This window comes from Streptomyces sp. NPDC093018 (genome assembly GCF_040684035.1).
GTDB classification, from domain to species: domain Bacteria; phylum Actinomycetota; class Actinomycetes; order Streptomycetales; family Streptomycetaceae; genus Streptomyces; species Streptomyces murinus.
The window spans coordinates 438,012-454,203 of record NZ_JBFBFF010000002.1; the positions used below are offsets into that span (position 1 = coordinate 438,012).

Annotated in this window: 12 protein-coding genes and 1 riboswitch; of the genes, 6 read left to right on the forward strand and 6 right to left on the reverse strand. The window is 70.1% G+C overall.

All coding sequences use genetic code 11. The features are described from left to right. The first annotated feature begins 100 nt into the window (after positions 1-100). A complete protein-coding gene (locus AB0N90_RS05850; RefSeq protein ID WP_365193251.1) occupies positions 101-2,557 on the forward strand; it encodes an NB-ARC domain-containing protein in 2,457 nt (818 codons plus the stop codon). On the opposite strand, the gene AB0N90_RS05855 is transcribed toward AB0N90_RS05850, so the two are convergent. The 6 genes from AB0N90_RS05855 to gcvT form a co-directional block, all read right to left on the reverse strand. Further along, a complete protein-coding gene (locus tag AB0N90_RS05855; RefSeq protein WP_365193253.1) occupies positions 2,530-4,242 on the reverse strand; it encodes a hypothetical protein in 1,713 nt (570 codons plus the stop codon). The two genes, AB0N90_RS05850 and AB0N90_RS05855, sit on opposite strands and share 28 nt — an antisense overlap. A gap of 375 nt (positions 4,243-4,617) precedes the next feature. Then, complete coding sequence (locus tag AB0N90_RS05860; protein WP_365193255.1) at positions 4,618-5,835, reverse strand: GNAT family N-acetyltransferase; 1,218 nt, start codon at positions 5,833-5,835, stop codon at positions 4,618-4,620. A gap of 53 nt (positions 5,836-5,888) precedes the next feature. Further along, positions 5,889-7,256 carry an L-serine ammonia-lyase gene (locus AB0N90_RS05865; RefSeq protein WP_365193257.1) on the reverse strand — a complete coding sequence of 456 codons (1,368 nt, stop codon included), beginning with the start codon at positions 7,254-7,256 and terminating at the stop codon, positions 5,889-5,891. A gap of 55 nt (positions 7,257-7,311) precedes the next feature. Further along, positions 7,312-8,577 carry a serine hydroxymethyltransferase gene (glyA, locus tag AB0N90_RS05870; protein WP_365193259.1) on the reverse strand — a complete coding sequence of 422 codons (1,266 nt, stop codon included), beginning with the start codon at positions 8,575-8,577 and terminating at the stop codon, positions 7,312-7,314. Between the two features lie 15 nt (positions 8,578-8,592). Continuing rightward, positions 8,593-8,970, reverse strand: a complete 378-nt coding sequence (gcvH, locus tag AB0N90_RS05875) for a glycine cleavage system protein GcvH (RefSeq protein WP_037657181.1) — start codon at positions 8,968-8,970, stop codon at positions 8,593-8,595. A 130-nt stretch (positions 8,971-9,100) separates the two neighbouring features. Further along, positions 9,101-10,219 (reverse strand): glycine cleavage system aminomethyltransferase GcvT, encoded by a 1,119-nt coding sequence (gcvT, locus tag AB0N90_RS05880; protein ID WP_361677386.1) that lies wholly within the window; start codon positions 10,217-10,219, stop codon positions 9,101-9,103. A gap of 157 nt (positions 10,220-10,376) precedes the next feature. Next, a riboswitch (glycine riboswitch) is annotated at positions 10,377-10,474 on the reverse strand. A gap of 172 nt (positions 10,475-10,646) precedes the next feature. Here gcvT and AB0N90_RS05885 point away from each other — a divergent pair. The 5 genes from AB0N90_RS05885 (at position 10,647) to AB0N90_RS05905 (ending at position 16,183) form a co-directional block, all read left to right on the forward strand. Beyond that, entirely contained in the window at positions 10,647-11,351 is a 705-nt protein-coding gene (locus AB0N90_RS05885; protein WP_365193605.1) for an AAA family ATPase, read from the forward strand. 42 nt (positions 11,352-11,393) lie between these two features. Further along, a complete protein-coding gene (locus AB0N90_RS05890) occupies positions 11,394-12,179 on the forward strand; it encodes an enhanced serine sensitivity protein SseB (protein WP_361677383.1) in 786 nt (261 codons plus the stop codon). A gap of 92 nt (positions 12,180-12,271) precedes the next feature. Beyond that, positions 12,272-13,084 (forward strand): enhanced serine sensitivity protein SseB C-terminal domain-containing protein, encoded by an 813-nt coding sequence (locus AB0N90_RS05895; protein ID WP_361677380.1) that lies wholly within the window; start codon positions 12,272-12,274, stop codon positions 13,082-13,084. A 297-nt stretch (positions 13,085-13,381) separates the two neighbouring features. Then, positions 13,382-14,380 carry an ABC transporter permease gene (locus AB0N90_RS05900; protein ID WP_361677377.1) on the forward strand — a complete coding sequence of 333 codons (999 nt, stop codon included), beginning with the start codon at positions 13,382-13,384 and terminating at the stop codon, positions 14,378-14,380. A gap of 33 nt (positions 14,381-14,413) precedes the next feature. After that, positions 14,414-16,183 carry an ABC transporter substrate-binding protein gene (locus AB0N90_RS05905; protein WP_361677374.1) on the forward strand — a complete coding sequence of 590 codons (1,770 nt, stop codon included), beginning with the start codon at positions 14,414-14,416 and terminating at the stop codon, positions 16,181-16,183. Positions 16,184-16,192: the final 9 nt, after the last annotated feature.

Consider the following 16,192-nt stretch of genomic DNA (forward strand, 5'->3'; position numbering starts at 1 on the left):
CCGGACGGTTCTGCGAAGCTGGAAACACGAAGGGGGTTGCGTGGAAACCGAGTTGGCGGCTCTTGCCGCGTCCGGTGCCCAAGCGTTCGTCGGATTGCTCGTGACGGAAGCCTTCGGGCAGGTCAAGGGACGACTGGCCCGGTTCTTGGGCCGACGGTCGGGAGACGGGACGGCCGAGAGCGAACTGCAGGCGGCACATGACGAACTGGGCAGCGCGCGGTCCGCGGGCGACGAGCGTGCCCAGGCCGCCGTCCAGGCTCGTTGGGCTCAGCGGCTGGAGGGGATTTTCCGGGAGGACCCCGACGCGGCGGCCGAGTTGGCGCGGCTGCTGACCGAGCTGGCGCCGGACGCCTCGCGTACCTTCGTCAGCCTGGTCAGCGGAGGGGTGAACTACGGCCCTGCATTCCAGGGCTCGCACATCCACGGGGGCATCGTCTTCAACGTGCAGTCCGCGCAGCCGCCCGCGCCGGACGGCGCGGACAGACCGGACCAGGTTCCGGTCGTGACCACTCGGTTCAGCAATCGCAGGGCCGAGCTCGGCGCGCTCGACGCCACACTTGGAGTGGCGCGGAGCGGGCGCGGCTCTGTCGACATCGGGGTTCTCGAAGGGCTGCCGGGAGTCGGTAAGACAGCCACCGCCTGGCGGTGGGCGGAACAGGCCCGGGATCGCTTCCCCGACGGACAGCTCTACGTGGATTTCGCCGCCCTGCGCGATCCGTCCGCGCCGGCGGGCACCGTCGGCGCGGATGTCTCCGAGGCCCTCGCCATGTGCCTGAGGTCATTGCCGGGAGGCGCGGACAGCAACATTCCCAACTCGCTGGCGGCGCGCACCAATCTCTTCCGGTCGCGCTCGGCCGACCTGCGCATCCTGCTCGTCCTGGACGACGTGAACCAGCCCTCCCAGGTGCGTGCGCTGATTCCCAAGGGGCCGGGCAGCGCGGTTCTGGTCACGAGTCAGGGCCGGCTCGGGGAGCTGGCCGTGAGCGACGGTGCCCGGTTGATCTCCGTCAGACCGCTGGACGCGCACGGTGGGCTGGCGCTGCTCGCGGACCGGTTGGGCGAGTCCGCGGTCGAAGCCGAACGAGAGGCCGCTTCGCGGCTCGTGGAGCTGTGCGGTGGTCTGCCGGTGGCCCTTCAGGTCGTGGCGGCACGGCTGGTCATCGGCGACGGCCTCACCATGGAGGAACTGTCCGCGGAACTGGAGGACGAGGCGGGGCGGTTGGCCGGCCTGTCCCTGTTCGGAGAGGAGTCGCCGGTGTCTGCCGTTCTGGGGCCCTCGTACCGGCTGCTGCCGCAGGATGCCGCCCGCGTCTACCGGCTGCTGGGCTGGTTGCCGACCGGCGTCTTCGACGCGGGGGTCGCAGCGGTCGCCGCGGACATGGACACGGGGAGAGCCAAGCGGTTGCTGGGCGTCCTGGTGAGGGCGAGCCTGGTCGAGACCATGCGCGACGGCCGTTACCGCATGCATGATCTGGTCCGTCTGCATGCACGGGAGCGGGCGGTGGAGGAGGAGCCGGAGACCGAGTACGCGGCGCTCATGAAGCGGGTGGGCACGCACTATCTCGTCCTGACGGCGCTCGCGGATCGTGCGCTGCGGGAAGACCGCCTGCGGGTGGCCGATCTGTCCGCACTGCTGCGGGACGCGGACAATCCGTTCACCACCGCGGGCGGGCCCGCCCCGCTGGACTGGATGGACGCCGAGCGCCCCGCCGTCCTGGCCGTACTGCGCGCGGCCGGCAGGCTCGGGCTGCACACGGTGGTCTGGCAACTGGCCGAGGCGTTCACGTCGTTGTTCCTGCACCGCCGCTACCTCGGAGCCTGGAGGGAATCGCTGGAGCTGGGTGTGGCGGCAGCCGCGGCGGCGGCGGCGTCGGCGAGCACCGCGGAGGAGGTCGCGCGGGCCACGGCGGCCGAGGCGCGGTTGCGCAGCCTGCTGTCGCGCCCGTTGCTCGACCTCGGCGAGAACGAGCGCGCGGGCGAGGAACTGGAACGGGCCGCCGCTCTGGCCGAGGTGGCCGGATACCTCGTCGTCCACGCCTCCGCGCTGGAGTTCCTCGGACGGTACCGCGAGCGCTTCGAGCCTTCCCGCGCCGTCGAGACGTTCCGGCTCTCGCTCGAACTCAACGAACGCGCCGGGGAAGCCCGAGGCGCGGCGATCGCCGCCTTCTTCCTCGGGTGCGCTCAGGACGCCCAGGGCGAGCACACGGAGGCCATGGTCACGCTGCGCCGGGCCGTCCGGGACTTTACGGAGATGGCGGAGCCCGACCGTCGTATGGCGGCCCGGGTGAGCGCTGCCATCGGAGTCGTACACGCTCACCTCGGTGAGACCGAGGAAGCGGTGCGTGAGCTGCGCGGAGCGATCCGGGCGCTGAAGGACGAGGGGGCACGGCACTACGAGGCGGGGGCCCTGGAACAACTCGCCGATGTCGTGGAACAGGCGGGCGGCCAGGAGGACTTGGTGCGCGAGTACCTCGATCGCGCCCAGGCGATCTACGCTTCGGTCGACAGTCCTCGGGCGGAGATCGTGCGTCAGCGGTTGGCGGATCTCGACGGCTGATGCCGGCTCGGCTGAGCGGGGCGAAGACGCAGGGTCACGTCCTCGTCCCGCAGGTCGCCGATCCACAGCGTCACCGGGGTGTCGTCCAGCGGGATTCCGGCGCGCAGGCAGGCGTAGACGACCGCGGCGGGCAAACCCGGGTCCAGCGCCGGGCCGGTGGTGGTCACCTCCACGGTCCGCCCGTCCCGGAGCCCCACCAGACAGTGAGCCCCGAGTACGCCTGCTGCCGCGAGAAGGCTTCCCGGCAGCTCGTCGAGCATGCCCTCGATCCACCTCAGCGCCGCGACCGCGGTGGTCGCCGGATGGCGCCGGACGATCACGGAGGCGCTTTCCGCCACTCGACGGTCACGCTCATCGTCCACGCACGCCAGATGGGTGAAGGAGGTGGCGGAGTCCGGGCGGTCGGCCTCGTGTCCGGCGACAGCCGCCGGGAAGCGGCGCACGGTGACGGTCGGCTCCGCGCCCTCCTCGGCGACGCTGGTGTCCACCTGCCAGGAGGTGACGGGCGAGGCGGCCGGCTCCGGAACCGGCAACACGGGGGAGGAGGGCGGCGGGGAGAACGGCTCGGGAAGTTTCAGGAGGCGGTAGAGCGCGGTGCGCAGCCGGGCGAGAGCGTGTCCGGGCTCGGCGAAAGCCCGTGCGGCCACTGCGGCGTGACGGTGCGGCGCGGGCTCGGCCGAGGCATCCCTCACCTGCTGGAGCAGATCCCCTTGAGGATCGAGCCGGGGCACCGCGGCGGCCAGGTCGTGGGCGGCCGTCCCGGGTACCGCGTCGTCGCCGAAGGCGGCCAGCCGTACGGCCGTACCGGCCGACGCACCGTACAGCGTCACCGAACCGTGGTCGCCCACCAGGACGTCCGCCGCCACGAGCGCGGGCCGCCAGGCATGGACGGGAGGCATGAGCAGCAGGCCCGCGTCCAGGGCGGAGGTCAGCAGACCGCGGATGTGCCACGCTCCATGCGCCGACCACACGTTGGGATGAACGATCGCCCCCACCCGGTACTCGTCACAGGGCAGTTGCGCGAGCAGCCGTGGGAGCAGGCTCGGGTGACGGCCCAGGAGCGAGGTGCTTCCCCAGGTGGAACTGACCACGACCAGGCGCTGGTGGTCCTGGATGCCCAGGGCTTCTCGGTACGCCGCTCTGTGCGGCCGGCTGGCGACCAGTTCGTCGAAGCAGGGGTCACCGGTCAGCAGTGTGCGCCCGGCGGTCTTCGGGTGCGCGGCGAGCAACTGCTTCTCCTGCGCCGGGTGCGAGACGGCCAGCCAGGCCCGTCCGCTCTCCAGCAGGGAATCCGGTACGACGCCGGACAGCCTCTCGTGCGAACTCCGGGAGTCCGGAACGAACTTCTGGAATCCGATGCCGTGCGGCAGCACCAGCACAGGGCAGTCGCCCTCGGGCACGTCGATGTTCTCGCTGGCGGAGAGGATGAGGTCGGGGGCGATCTGTCCCAGCTGTTCCCAGGGCATCACGCGGCATCCGGCGGTGTGGAGGAGGGGGAGCACACCCGAGTTGAAGGCGGAGGTGTCGTCGTAGGCGAAGACGACGGTCACCCGTGGGTCGTCGCGCAGGAGTGACGGCAGCGTTTCGAGGACGCGTACGGTGGAGGTGACCGTGCGCGCGGCGACAATGAGAGTGCGTTCGCCCTGAAAGGTGCTCCAGCGGTGGGCGTCATGACCCACGGGCACACGGAGCCGCCCACTACCGAACAAGGCGTCCGCCTCTAACAAACCGAGTCCTCCAGCCGATCAGCGGCTCGCGGCGGCCATCATCGCATTTCACGCCGAATAGCAATCTGTTGAGCGGTTCCGTGGTGGGCGGACGGATGTGTGGGCTCGTACACGTTAACTCGTGGCCAACCGGGCGTGAGTACACCGGCCGGTTGTACGCGTGAAGTGGCCACGGGTACGAGTCGTGCGGCGTGACGGCGCGCCGGTGGGGGCCGTTGGATCGGAGGGACGGGGTGGTGCACCTTGCCGCCTGCCGCTGGCCCCGGAGGTCATTGAACATCGACCGGCATCCGGCACCGCTGCTGAGGGTTCTCGTAGCCGCCCGCTATGGGATCACCCGGTCACAGGCTCCCGCGAGCCCGCCCCGCGCCGTCTCCTCGCGGCTTGCACACCCTGCGACTTGAACCGCCATACCGCGTGCTCCAGTCCCCCTGGTTCATGCCCGAGAGCGGCTGCTGCTTCCTCGTACGCCGCTCGGAGTTCGGTGTACCGAAGTTCCGTGACACCGGCGTCCGCAGCGAAAGCCCGAAGGTGCACGTCCACGGCGACCTGCGATCGGCCGACAAGGTTGCCGATGTAGTCGACGCTCTTCGGCCCGACTCCCTTCACCTCGCGCAGAGCAGCTCGATTGTCCTGGTGGCCGAGCCAGGCATGCAGGTCGGCCCGGGTATCGACCTCGCTGGAAGCCAGCAGCTCTGTAAGCGCGTGGGCTGTCGCGACCTTCCTGGGACTCTTGAAGTTCATCGCGACGGCAAGATCTTCCGTCGCGAGCCGTTCTCGGAAGCCACGCACAGTGGCAGCGTCAGGCCATGCCGATTGGAGACGGACAAGCCTCGGCAGCAGGGTCAGCTCATACTTGCAGCGCGCGTGGAAGCTGGCGTCGCAAATGACGGCTCCCATATGCGTCCACCCACCTGGCGAGTGGAACGGGCCGTCGCCGAGGGCAGACCGAACATGGGCAGTGAGACGCTGAGCGGGGCTGAGCTGGGCGGCGAGATTCCCTTCCGGGCACTTGCCTGGGGCCGCCAGACGCCAGATCACATCGATTCCGCAGCCGGACGGAGCCGCCGGCGGTGGCGCCTGCTCACGCCGGAGCTCGGTGAAGCCGAGCCGGCGCGGAACGGCGCGACTGGGGGCGTTCGCCACGTCGTGCGCGATCTCCAGATACCCCACGTCCGCCAGCGCGAACATCTCCCGGCCCAGCGCCGCCGTCGCCCTCGTCGCGATGCCCCGCCCCACGGCCGAGGGATGCAGCCAGTACCCCAGCCGGCACCCTTCGGGCTCGGCCCGATAGGCCTGGCACATGCCGATGAGCTTGCCGTTCTCCGCGACGACGTAGTTGTAGAGCTCACCGCTCTCCCATTTGGACGCGGAACTCGCCAGCAGTTCCCGGGTGCTCTGCTCGTCGTGGCCGTCGACCCATGGCATCCACGGCCGCAGATGATCCCGGGATTCCTCTATCAGCGCGAACAGTTGAACGAAATCACACTGCCCCCGTAAACGCCGAAGGACGAATTCCCCGCACTCGATGAGCTGACTCGGTCGGTCCATGCAGCCATGATCGTTCCGCGGACCGATCAAGTAAATGTGCGATCACGTAAAGCTCAGCACTCGATGATGTTCACCGCGAGCCCGCCCCGCGCCGTCTCCTTGTACTTCACGGACATGTCCGCGCCGGTCTCCTTCATGGTCTTGATGACCTTGTCGAGGGAGACCATGTGCGAACCGTCGCCGCGCATCGCCATCTTGGCCGCCGTGACCGCCTTCACCGCGGCCATGCCGTTGCGCTCGATGCACGGGATCTGGACGAGACCGCCGACCGGGTCGCAGGTCAGGCCCAGGTTGTGCTCCATGCCGATCTCGGCCGCGTTCTCCACCTGTTCGGGGGTGCCGCCCAGTACCTCGGCGAGCGCGCCCGCCGCCATGGAGCAGGCGGAGCCGACCTCGCCCTGGCAGCCGACCTCGGCGCCGGAGATGGAGGCGTTCTCCTTGAAGAGCATGCCGATCGCGCCCGCGGACAGCAGGAAGCGGACCACGCCGTCCTCGTCCGCGCCCGGCACGAAGTTGATGTAGTAGTGCAGCACCGCGGGGATGATGCCGGCCGCGCCGTTCGTCGGGGCGGTCACCACCCGGCCGCCGGCCGCGTTCTCCTCGTTCACCGCCATCGCGTAGAGCGTGATCCACTCCATGGCACGCGCCAGCGGCTCGCCCTCGGCGCGCAGCTGGCGGGCCGAGACGGCGGCGCGGCGGCGGACCTTGAGGCCGCCCGGCAGGATGCCCTCACGGGTGAGGCCGCGCTGCACGCACGCCCGCATCACCCGCCAGATCTCCAGCAGGCCCTCGCGGATCTCGTCCTCGGTGCGCCAGGCCCGCTCGTTCTCCAGCATCAGGGAGGAGATCGACAGGCCGGTCTCCTTGGTCAGGCGCAGCAGTTCGTCGCCCGTGCGGAAGGGGTACTTCAGGACCGTGTCGTCCAGCACGATCCGGTCCGCGCCGACCGCGTCCTCGTCCACGACGAAGCCGCCGCCGACCGAGTAGTACGTCTTGCTGAGCAGCTCCGCGCCCGAGGCGTCGTACGCCCATATCGTCATGCCGTTGGCGTGGTAGGGCAGGGCCTTGCGGCGGTGCAGCACCAGGTCGTCGTCGAAGGAGAAGGCGATCTCGTGCTCGCCGAGGAGCGACAGACGGCCCGAGTTCTTGATCGACTCCACCCGCTCGTCGGCGGATTCCACGTCGACCGTGCGCGGGGAGGCGCCCTCCAGGCCGAGCAGCACCGCCTTGGGGGTGCCGTGGCCGTGTCCGGTCGCGCCCAGCGAGCCGTACAGCTCGCAGCGCAGGGAGGCGACCGAGGCCAGCAGTTCCTCGTTGCGCAGCCGGTGCGCGAACATGCGCGCCGCGCGCATCGGGCCGACCGTGTGGGAGCTGGACGGGCCGATGCCGATCGAGAACAGGTCGAAGACCGAGATGGCCACGGTCACTCCTTGGGGCAGTGGTGGGGCACTCGTCGGTGAGTGCCCCACCGGGGAATTACTTGGACAGACCCGGGTACAGCGGGTGCTTGTCGGCCAGGGCCTTGACCCGTGCCTTCAGCGACTCGGCGTCGTAGGACGGCTTCAGCGCCTCGGCGATCACGTCCGCGACCTCGGCGAAGTCCTCGGCCGTGAAGCCGCGGGTCGCGAGCGCGGGCGTGCCGATCCGCAGGCCCGAGGTGACCATCGGGGGACGCGGGTCGTTCGGGACCGCGTTGCGGTTGACCGTGATGCCGACCTCGTGCAGCCGGTCCTCGGCCTGCTGGCCGTCCAGCTCGGAGGCGCGCAGGTCGACCAGGATCAGATGCACGTCCGTACCGCCGGAGAGCACATTGACCCCGGCGGCGCGGGCGTCCTCGGCCGTCAGACGCTCGGCGAGGATGCGGGCACCCTCCACCGTACGGCGCTGGCGCTCCTTGAAGCCCTCGGAGGCCGCGACCTTGAAGGACACCGCCTTCGCCGCGATCACATGCTCCAGGGGACCGCCCTGGAAGCCCGGGAAGACGGACGAGTTCAGCTTCCTCGCGAACTCCTTCTTCGCGAGGATGATGCCGCCGCGCGGGCCGCCCAGGGTCTTGTGCGTCGTGGAGGTGACCACGTCCGCGTGCTCGACCGGGTTCGGGTGCAGTCCGGCGGCGACCAGGCCGGCGAAGTGCGCCATGTCGACCCACAGGTACGCCTCGACCGCGTCGGCGATCCGGCGGAACGCGGCGAAGTCCAGCTCGCGGGGGTACGCCGACCAGCCCGCGATGATGACCTTGGGGCGGTGCTCCTTGGCGAGCCGCTCGACCTCGGCCATGTCGACCAGGCCGGTCTCCTCGTCCACGTGGTAGGCGACCACGTTGAACTGCTTCCCGGAGAAGTTCAGCCGCATGCCGTGGGTCAGGTGGCCGCCATGCGCCAGGTCCAGGCCGAGGATGGTGTCCCCGGGCTGGGCCAGCGCGAACAGGGCCGCCTGGTTGGCGGAGGCGCCGGAGTGGGGCTGGACGTTGGCGTACTCGGCGCCGAACAGCTCCTTGATCCGGTCGATGGCGATCTGCTCGGCCACGTCGACGTGCTCGCAGCCGCCGTAGTAGCGGCGGCCCGGGTAGCCCTCGGCGTACTTGTTGGTGAGGACCGAGCCCTGGGCCTCCATCACCGCGAGCGGCGCGAAGTTCTCGGACGCGATCATCTCCAGCGTGGACTGCTGGCGGAGCAGCTCGGCGTCGACCGCGGCGGCGATCTCCGGGTCCAGCTCGTGCAGGGGCGTGTTCAGGACAGTCATGCGGTTACGACCTCCTCAGCCGGCGATGTGGGCGTCGTACTCGGCGGCGGAGAGCAGGTCGGCCGGCTCGCCCGCGACGCGCACCTTGAACAGCCAGCCGCCCTCGAAGGGCTCGGAGTTCACCAGCGACGGGTCGTCGACGACGTTCTCGTTGATCGCGGTGACCTCGCCGGTGACCGGGGAGTACAGGTCGGAGACCGACTTGGTGGACTCCAGCTCACCACAGGTCTCGCCCGCCTCGACGGTGGAGCCGACCTCGGGGAGCTGGGCGTAGACCACATCGCCGAGCGCGTTGGCCGCGAACTCGGTGATGCCGACCGTCGAGACGCCGTTGTCGGCGGCCGACAGCCACTCGTGCTCCTTGCTGTAGCGCAGCTGCTGGGGGTTGCTCATGGCCTGAATTCTCCTGTACGCGCGGGAGTGCTGATGACGGTAGGACGCTGGTGACCGCCGGTGGGCGGGCGAATGTGCGCAGGGTCACGTGCCCGCCCGTCAGGGGCGGGGGCGCGACCGGGCTCGCTGTCTACTTCTGGCGCTTGTAGAACGGCAGCGCGACGACCTCGTAGGGCTCGTGCGTGCCGCGGATGTCCACGCCGACGCCCTCGGTGCCGGGCGCGGCGTGCGCCGCGTCGACGTAGGCCATGGCGATCGGCTTGCCCAGGGTGGGGGAGGGGGCGCCGGAGGTGACCTCGCCGATCACCTTGCCGCCGGCGACGACCGGGTACCCGGCGCGCGGGACCCTACGACCCTCGGCGATCAGGCCGACCAGGACCCGCGGGGGGTTCTGCGCGGCGCGCTCGGCGGCCTCGACGAGCGCGCCGCGCCCCACGAAGTCGCCCTCCTTCTCGAACTTGACCACGCGGCCGAGCCCGGCGTCGAAGGGGGTCAGCGAGGTGTTCAGCTCGTGCCCGTACAGCGGCATGCCCGCCTCCAGGCGCAGCGTGTCGCGGCAGGACAGGCCGCAGGGGACCAGGCCTGCGCCCTCGCCGGCCTCGGTCAGCGCCTGCCACAGCTCGACGGCGTGCTCGGGCTTCACGAACAGCTCGAAGCCGTCCTCGCCGGTGTAGCCGGTGCGGGCGATCAGCGCGGGGACGCCGGCGACGGTGCCGGGCAGGCCCGCGTAGTACTTCAGACCGTCCAGGTCGGCGTCGGTGAGGGACTTCAGGATGCCGGAGGAGGCCGGGCCCTGGATCGCGAGCAGGGCGTAGGCGTCCCGGTCGTCGCGCACCTCGACGTCGAGGCCGCCGGAGCGCTCCGCCAGCGCGTCCAGGACCACCTGGGCGTTGGAGGCGTTGGCGACGACCATGTACTCGGTCTCGGCGAGCCGGTAGACGATCAGGTCGTCCAGGATGCCGCCGTCGGCCCGCACGATCATCGTGTAGCGGGCGCGCCCGACGCCGACGGAGGCGATGTTGCCGACCAGGGCCATGTTCAGGAAGTCGGCGGCCTCGGGGCCGGTGACGGTGATCTCGCCCATGTGGGAGAGGTCGAACAGGCCCGCCTTGGTCCGCACGGCCACGTGCTCGTCGCGCTCGGAGCCGTAACGCAGGGGCATGTCCCAGCCCGCGAAGTCGGTCATCGTGGCACCGAGCGAGCGGTGCACGGCGTCCAGCGCGGTGTGTCGGAGTTCGGTACTGCTCATCGGTCGGTCGTCTCCCAGGGCAACAGGGATGGGGCGAGGAACGTTCCTCCCCATCTGTCATCGGAACCTGAGAGGTTCGCCGGGACCGCCACGGAGGCGACCACGGTTTGCACCTTGGGTGGGGCAGCCGTCATGGCGGCCCGCTTTTCAGATGTGCCTCGCCCGCGCGGTAACGGGGCCTGAGAGATTCAAGGGAGGGACTTGCTCCTTCGGCGCCCCAGCGAAGCCTGCTGGGGACTCTCCCGCGCGGATTCAAACGGCCGGTATGCAGTTGGCGGCCACATCATTGCACGTCGGGCCCCCGCCCGTCAGGGGCCGCATCCGTAACCGGGCTGTGGCGGTACGCGCACCTGCCCGTGGCACACCGGGCATTACCTTCTCTTTACTTCCACTGGGCATGGAGATTGCGAACCACAAGGGGAGGACGATCACGGTGAACAGGACCATGGCGCAGGCGGCCCGCATCCCGGGGCCGAGAAGCCCCGCGGCCCGCGAGCGGGTGGCCGCCCGCCCCACGCCTCCCACACCCCCCGCGCCTCCCGTGCTCGACCTGCGCGACCGGGCCGCCCCGGGTCCGGACACCCTCCGCTTCGGCCCCCGCGACATCGTGGTGCTCACCGGCCTGCCCGGCAGCGGCAAGTCCACACTGATGCGCCGCGCGGTCACCGCCCACCGCATCGACTCCCAGGACACCCGGGCCCGCTTCGCCGCCCGCCTGCCCCGCCTCCTGCCGTACGCCCTCTACCGCCCCCTGGTGCGCGCCGCGCACTACCGGTCGCTGCGCCGCGCCCTGCGCACGGGAGCGGCGCTGGTGGTGCACGACTGCGGCACCCAGCCCTGGGTGCGCGCCTGGCTGGCCCGCGCGGCCCGCCGCTCCGGCGCCACCCTGCATCTGCTCCTGCTGGACGTGCCCGAGGACACGGCCCGCGCGGGCCAGCACGAGCGGGGCCGCACCGTCTCCCGCCGCGCCTTCGGCCGCCACCGGCGTACGACGGCCCGGCTGCTGCGGGCGGTGGGGCGGGGCGAGGTGCCCGCGGGCTGCGGTTCCGCGGTGCTCCTCGACCGGGCCGCGGCGGACGCCGTACAGCGGATCGTGTTCACGGAGTACGGCTCTGTCACCGGTACCCGTTAGCCTTCATGGTCACAGCAGCGGTCACCAGCAGGCGGTAGGCAGATGGACTTCCCGGCGGACGTTCCCGCGGACTTCCCGGCACAGGCGCACCCCCACCCGCACGGCGGGTGGCCCGGCAATGAGCTGGAGGAGGTGCTCTCGGCCTCCCTCGGCATACCCGCGGCGGGCGGCCGGATCATCGAGGTCCTCGGCCGCAGCTTCGTCCTTGTGCCGCTGCCGTCCGGCGGCGGCCCCGGCAGCGGCCCGCTGGACCTGCCCACCCTGGACATCGAGGGCCAGGCGTACGTCCCGGTGTTCAGCTCCGAGGAGCAGTTCCGCCAGGCCGTCGGCTCCCCCATGGCGTACACCGTCGCCCCGGCCGTGGAGTTCGCCCGCGGCCTGCCCCCGCAGGCGGGCATCGCGGTGAACCCCGGTGGCACCGTCGGCATCCCGCTCCCGCCGGAGGCCGTCGCCGAGCTGTGCCGCGCCGGACACACCCCGCTGGACGGCCCCGCCACCGGCGGCCGGGTCCGGCTGTTCGAGCCCGACTGGCAGGACGACCCGGTCGACTTCCTCTCCGCCGCGTCCGCCGAGTTCGCCGCGACCGGCGTGGTCGTCACCGCCCGCCGCTGCCTGGCCGCGATCGAGAACGCCGACCCGGTCATGTTCGTCGGCGTGGAACTCTCCCAGTGGGAGGGCGACTTCCGGGCCCTGCCCCTGGAGGCCCTGGGCCGCGCCCTCGGCCGGATCCCGACCGCCTGGCCGGTCAACCTGATCCTGCTGGACGTGACGGACGACCCGGTGGCCGAATGGCTGAAGTCAAGCGTCCGACCCTTCTACATCCGCTAGGGGCCTGGGCGAACGGACAACGGGCCCCGTGCCCATCGGCGCATAAGCTGTCTTCATACGCGGGGCACGAGGGAGAAGAAGGGCATGACAAGGTGAGCGCCACCCACAGCGGAAGCGTCGAACACACGCTCCGCCACGTCACGCCCGGACGCTACGACGCCTACGAGGCCCTGCTCCGCGCCCTCGCCACCCCCTCCGCCGGCCAGATCTGGATGCTGCTGTGGCACGGCCAGGCCGGCTCCCCGGACGCCCAGTACGGGGACATGGAGGTCGACGGCTGCCACTACGCGCCGTGCGTCACCTCCGCCCAGGAGCTGTCCGCCAGCGGCTGGAACCGCTCGTACGAAGTGGTCGACGGCCTGGACGTGGCCCGCACCCTCTACCCCGACCACTACGGTCTCTGGCTCAACCCGCACGCCCCCGGCGGCGGCGTCGGCATCCCCTGGCTGGACCTGCGCCGCATCGCCACCGGCCTGGACCGGCAGCCCGCGGGCCCCCTGCGGCTGACCGAACCCGGCATCGAGATCCCGCAGTTCTACGCCCTGCTCGCCCAGCACGCCCACCGCACCCCCGCCCTGCGCTCGCTGCGCCGCGCCTGGGTGCAGCCCGCGCTCGGGGCGCCGTACCTCGCCATCGGCCTGGACCTGTACGAGACCTCGCCCGCCGCGGTCGACTCGGTGCGCGCGATGATGCAGCGCTCCGTCGGCGCCGTCCCCGAAGGCCTGCCCGTCTCCACGGTCGCGCTGACCGACGACCACGACCCGGTCGTGATGTGGATGCGCGCCCAGGCCCGGCCGTTCTACGACCGCGAGGCCCACGCCGCCGCCCCCGCCGGCCGCCCGGCACCCCAACTCCAGGGCCCCGCGCCGGGTTACGGCTATCCGCCGGTGCACGGCGGTTACTGAGGTTCCGCCGGATCGGACGCCGTTCCCGCCCTACCTCCCGAACCGCGGCATTACGGCGTTGTGTCCCAACTGCCCCGCGTCCGGGAGCCGTTACCCACTGTCCGGATAACGGAATCCTCCGCGGTGCATCACGGTTGCGCATACTTTCACCGTCAGCTCTGGCGAGTGATCGCAAGGACGCTGAAGACTCCCCACTCAGACCACGAGGCGTAAGAACTCGTGTTCGCTTGCAAGTCGACAAAGCCGCAAACCGCGGCAGCGCAGGCCGGTCACCACCGGCGAGAGGGGTCGCACATCGTGACCGCACCGATCGAGACCACCGGGGCGGCAGCCGAGGCGCAGCCTGAGGCTGTGCTCGCGGGAGCCGACAAGGGGCAGATCGAGGGTCGTTCCCTGGGCCAGATCGCCTGGACCCGCTTCAAGCGGGACAGAGTCGCCGTGGCCGGCGGCGTCATCGTGATCCTGCTGATCCTGCTGGCCATCCTCTCGCGCCCCATCCAGGCCGTGTTCGGCCTCGACCCCAACGCCTTCCATCAGGGCCTGATCGACCCCGACACCTCACTGCCCAAGGGCGGCTGGGGCGGCATGAGCCTTGACCACCCGCTCGGTGTGGACCCGAAGTTCGGCCGGGACATCGCCACCCGTGTCCTGGAGGGCTCCTGGGTCTCGCTGGTCGTCGCCTTCGGTGCCACGGTCCTGTCCAATGTGATCGGCGCGATCATGGGTGTGATCGCGGGCTACTACGGCGGCCGGGTCGACTCGATCATCAGCCGCCTGATGGACATCTTCCTCGCCTTCCCGTTGCTGCTGTTCGCCATCGCGATCTCCGCAACCCTCCAGGGCGGCGCCTTCGGTCTGAACGGACTTCCGCTCCACCTCGGCGTGCTCATCTTCGTGATCGGCTTCTTCAACTGGCCCTATCTGGGCCGGATCGTGCGCGGTCAGACGCTGGCCCTGCGTGAGCGCGAGTTCGTCGACGCGGCCCGCGGCATGGGCGCCAAGGGCCCGTACATCCTCTTCCGTGAGCTGATGCCGAACCTGGTCGGCCCGATCATCGTCTACTCGACGCTGCTCATCCCGACCAACATCCTCTTCGAGGCCTCGCTGAGCTTCCTCGGCGTCGGCATCCAGCCCCCGCAGGCATCGTGGGGCGGCATGATCCGCGACGCGGTCACCTATTACCAGGTCGATCCCCAGTACATGATCGTGCCCGGCCTCGCCATCTTCGTCACCGTCCTCGCGTTCAACCTGCTCGGCGACGGTCTCCGCGACGCTCTCGACCCGCGCAGCCGCTAGGCAGCCAGAGAGCTCACCCAAGTTTTCCGATCAATGGAGGGGAAGCAGACCATCATGCGAAGGTCAGCGCTGGCCGCGGTCGCGGCCATCGGCTCAGCAAGCCTGTTGCTCGCAGGCTGCAGCAAGGCCGATGACAACAAGGACACACCGAAGGCGGCCGGCGCCAACGCGGCGACCACGAAGGTGGTCAACGCGTCCGACAAGAAGGGTGGCACGGTCACCTACGAACTGTCGGACGTGCCGGACTCGTTCGACCCCGGCAACCAGTACTACGCGTACATGTGGAACTTCAGCCGCCTCTACGCGCGTCCGCTGATGACGTTCGCCCCGGGCCCCGGCGGCAAGGGCAACACCCTCGTCCCGGACCTCGCCGCGGGCAAGGGCGTCTCCAGCGACGGCGGCAAGACCTGGACGTACAAGCTCCGCACGGGCGTGAAGTACCAGGACGGCACCCCGATCACCTCGAAGGACGTCAAGTACGCCGTCGAGCGGTCGAACTTCGCGCGTGACGTGCTCTCGCTCGGCCCGAACTACTTCCAGCAGTTCCTCAAGGACGGCGACAAGTACAAGGGTCCGTACAAGGACAAGAGCGCCAAGGGCCTGTCCTCGATCGAGACCCCGGACGACAGCACGATCGTCTTCCACCTGAGCAAGCCGTTCCAGGAGTTCGACTACCTGGCCGCCGAGCCGGAGACGGCCCCGGTGCCCCAGTCCAAGGACAAGGGCGTCGACTACGTCAAGAACATCGTGTCCTCGGGCTCGTACGAGATCCAGAGCTACCAGGAGGGCAAGCAGGTCGTCCTGGTCCCGAACAAGAACTGGGACGCGAAGACCGACCCGCTGCGCAAGCAGCTGGCCAGCAAGATCATCGTCAACCTGAAGGTCAACCCGGAGACGATCGACAAGGACCTCCAGTCCGGCGACGCCACCGTCGACCTCGGGGGCACCGGCGTCCAGGACTCCACCCAGGCGTCCCTGCTCAACTCCGCGGACGCCAAGGCCAACACGGACAACGCCTACGGCGGCCGTCTGGTCTACGCGGCGATCAACACCAAGCTGAAGCCGTTCGACAACGTGGCCTGCCGCAAGGCCGTCGAGTACGCCATCGACAAGGTCTCCGTGCAGACCGCCATGGGCGGCCCGATCCGCGGTGACGTGGCCACCACCGTCCTGCCGCCGGACATCACCGGCTACCAGAAGGCGGACGTCTACGCCTCCGCGGGCAGCAAGGGCGACGTCGCCAAGGCCAAGGACCAGCTCAAGTCCTGCGGCCAGAAGACGATCAACACCAACATCACGGCCCGCTCCGACCGTCCGGGCGAGGTGGACGCGGCCACCGCGATCATCAACTCGCTGAAGAAGGTCGGCATCAACGCCACCCTCAAGCAGTACCCGTCGGGCAAGTACTTCACCGACTACGCGGGTGTGCCGAGCTTCGACAAGAAGCAGAACGTCGGCCTGATGATGATGCAGTGGGGTGCCGACTGGCCCTCCGGTTACGGCTTCCTCCAGCAGATCCTGAACGGCGCGGCGATCAGCCAGTCCGGCAACACCAACCTGTCGCAGTACGACAGCAAGCAGGTCAACGACCTGCTCGCCAAGGCGATCGCCGAGCCCGACCCGGCCAAGCGCAACGCCCTGTACGCGCAGATCGACAAGCAGGCCATGGACGACGCCGTGCTGGTCCCGCTGACCTACTTCAAGGTTCTGCTGTACCGCTCGCCGTACGCCACCAACGTGGTCTCCACGTCCGCGTTCAGCGGTCAGTACGACTACCTCAACCTCGGCACCACGAAGAAGTAGCAGCCCCGG

Coding starts and splice junctions, on each gene's coding strand:
- AB0N90_RS05860 (WP_365193255.1), bottom strand. CDS start 5,835: ATGGACCGACCGAGTCAGCTCATCGAGTGCGGGGAATTCGTCCTTCGG.
- glyA (WP_365193259.1), bottom strand. CDS start 8,577: ATGACTGTCCTGAACACGCCCCTGCACGAGCTGGACCCGGAGATCGCC.
- gcvH (WP_037657181.1), bottom strand. CDS start 8,970: ATGAGCAACCCCCAGCAGCTGCGCTACAGCAAGGAGCACGAGTGGCTG.
- gcvT (WP_361677386.1), bottom strand. CDS start 10,219: ATGAGCAGTACCGAACTCCGACACACCGCGCTGGACGCCGTGCACCGC.
- AB0N90_RS05890 (WP_361677383.1), top strand. CDS start 11,394: ATGGACTTCCCGGCGGACGTTCCCGCGGACTTCCCGGCACAGGCGCAC.
- AB0N90_RS05905 (WP_361677374.1), top strand. CDS start 14,414: ATGGAGGGGAAGCAGACCATCATGCGAAGGTCAGCGCTGGCCGCGGTC.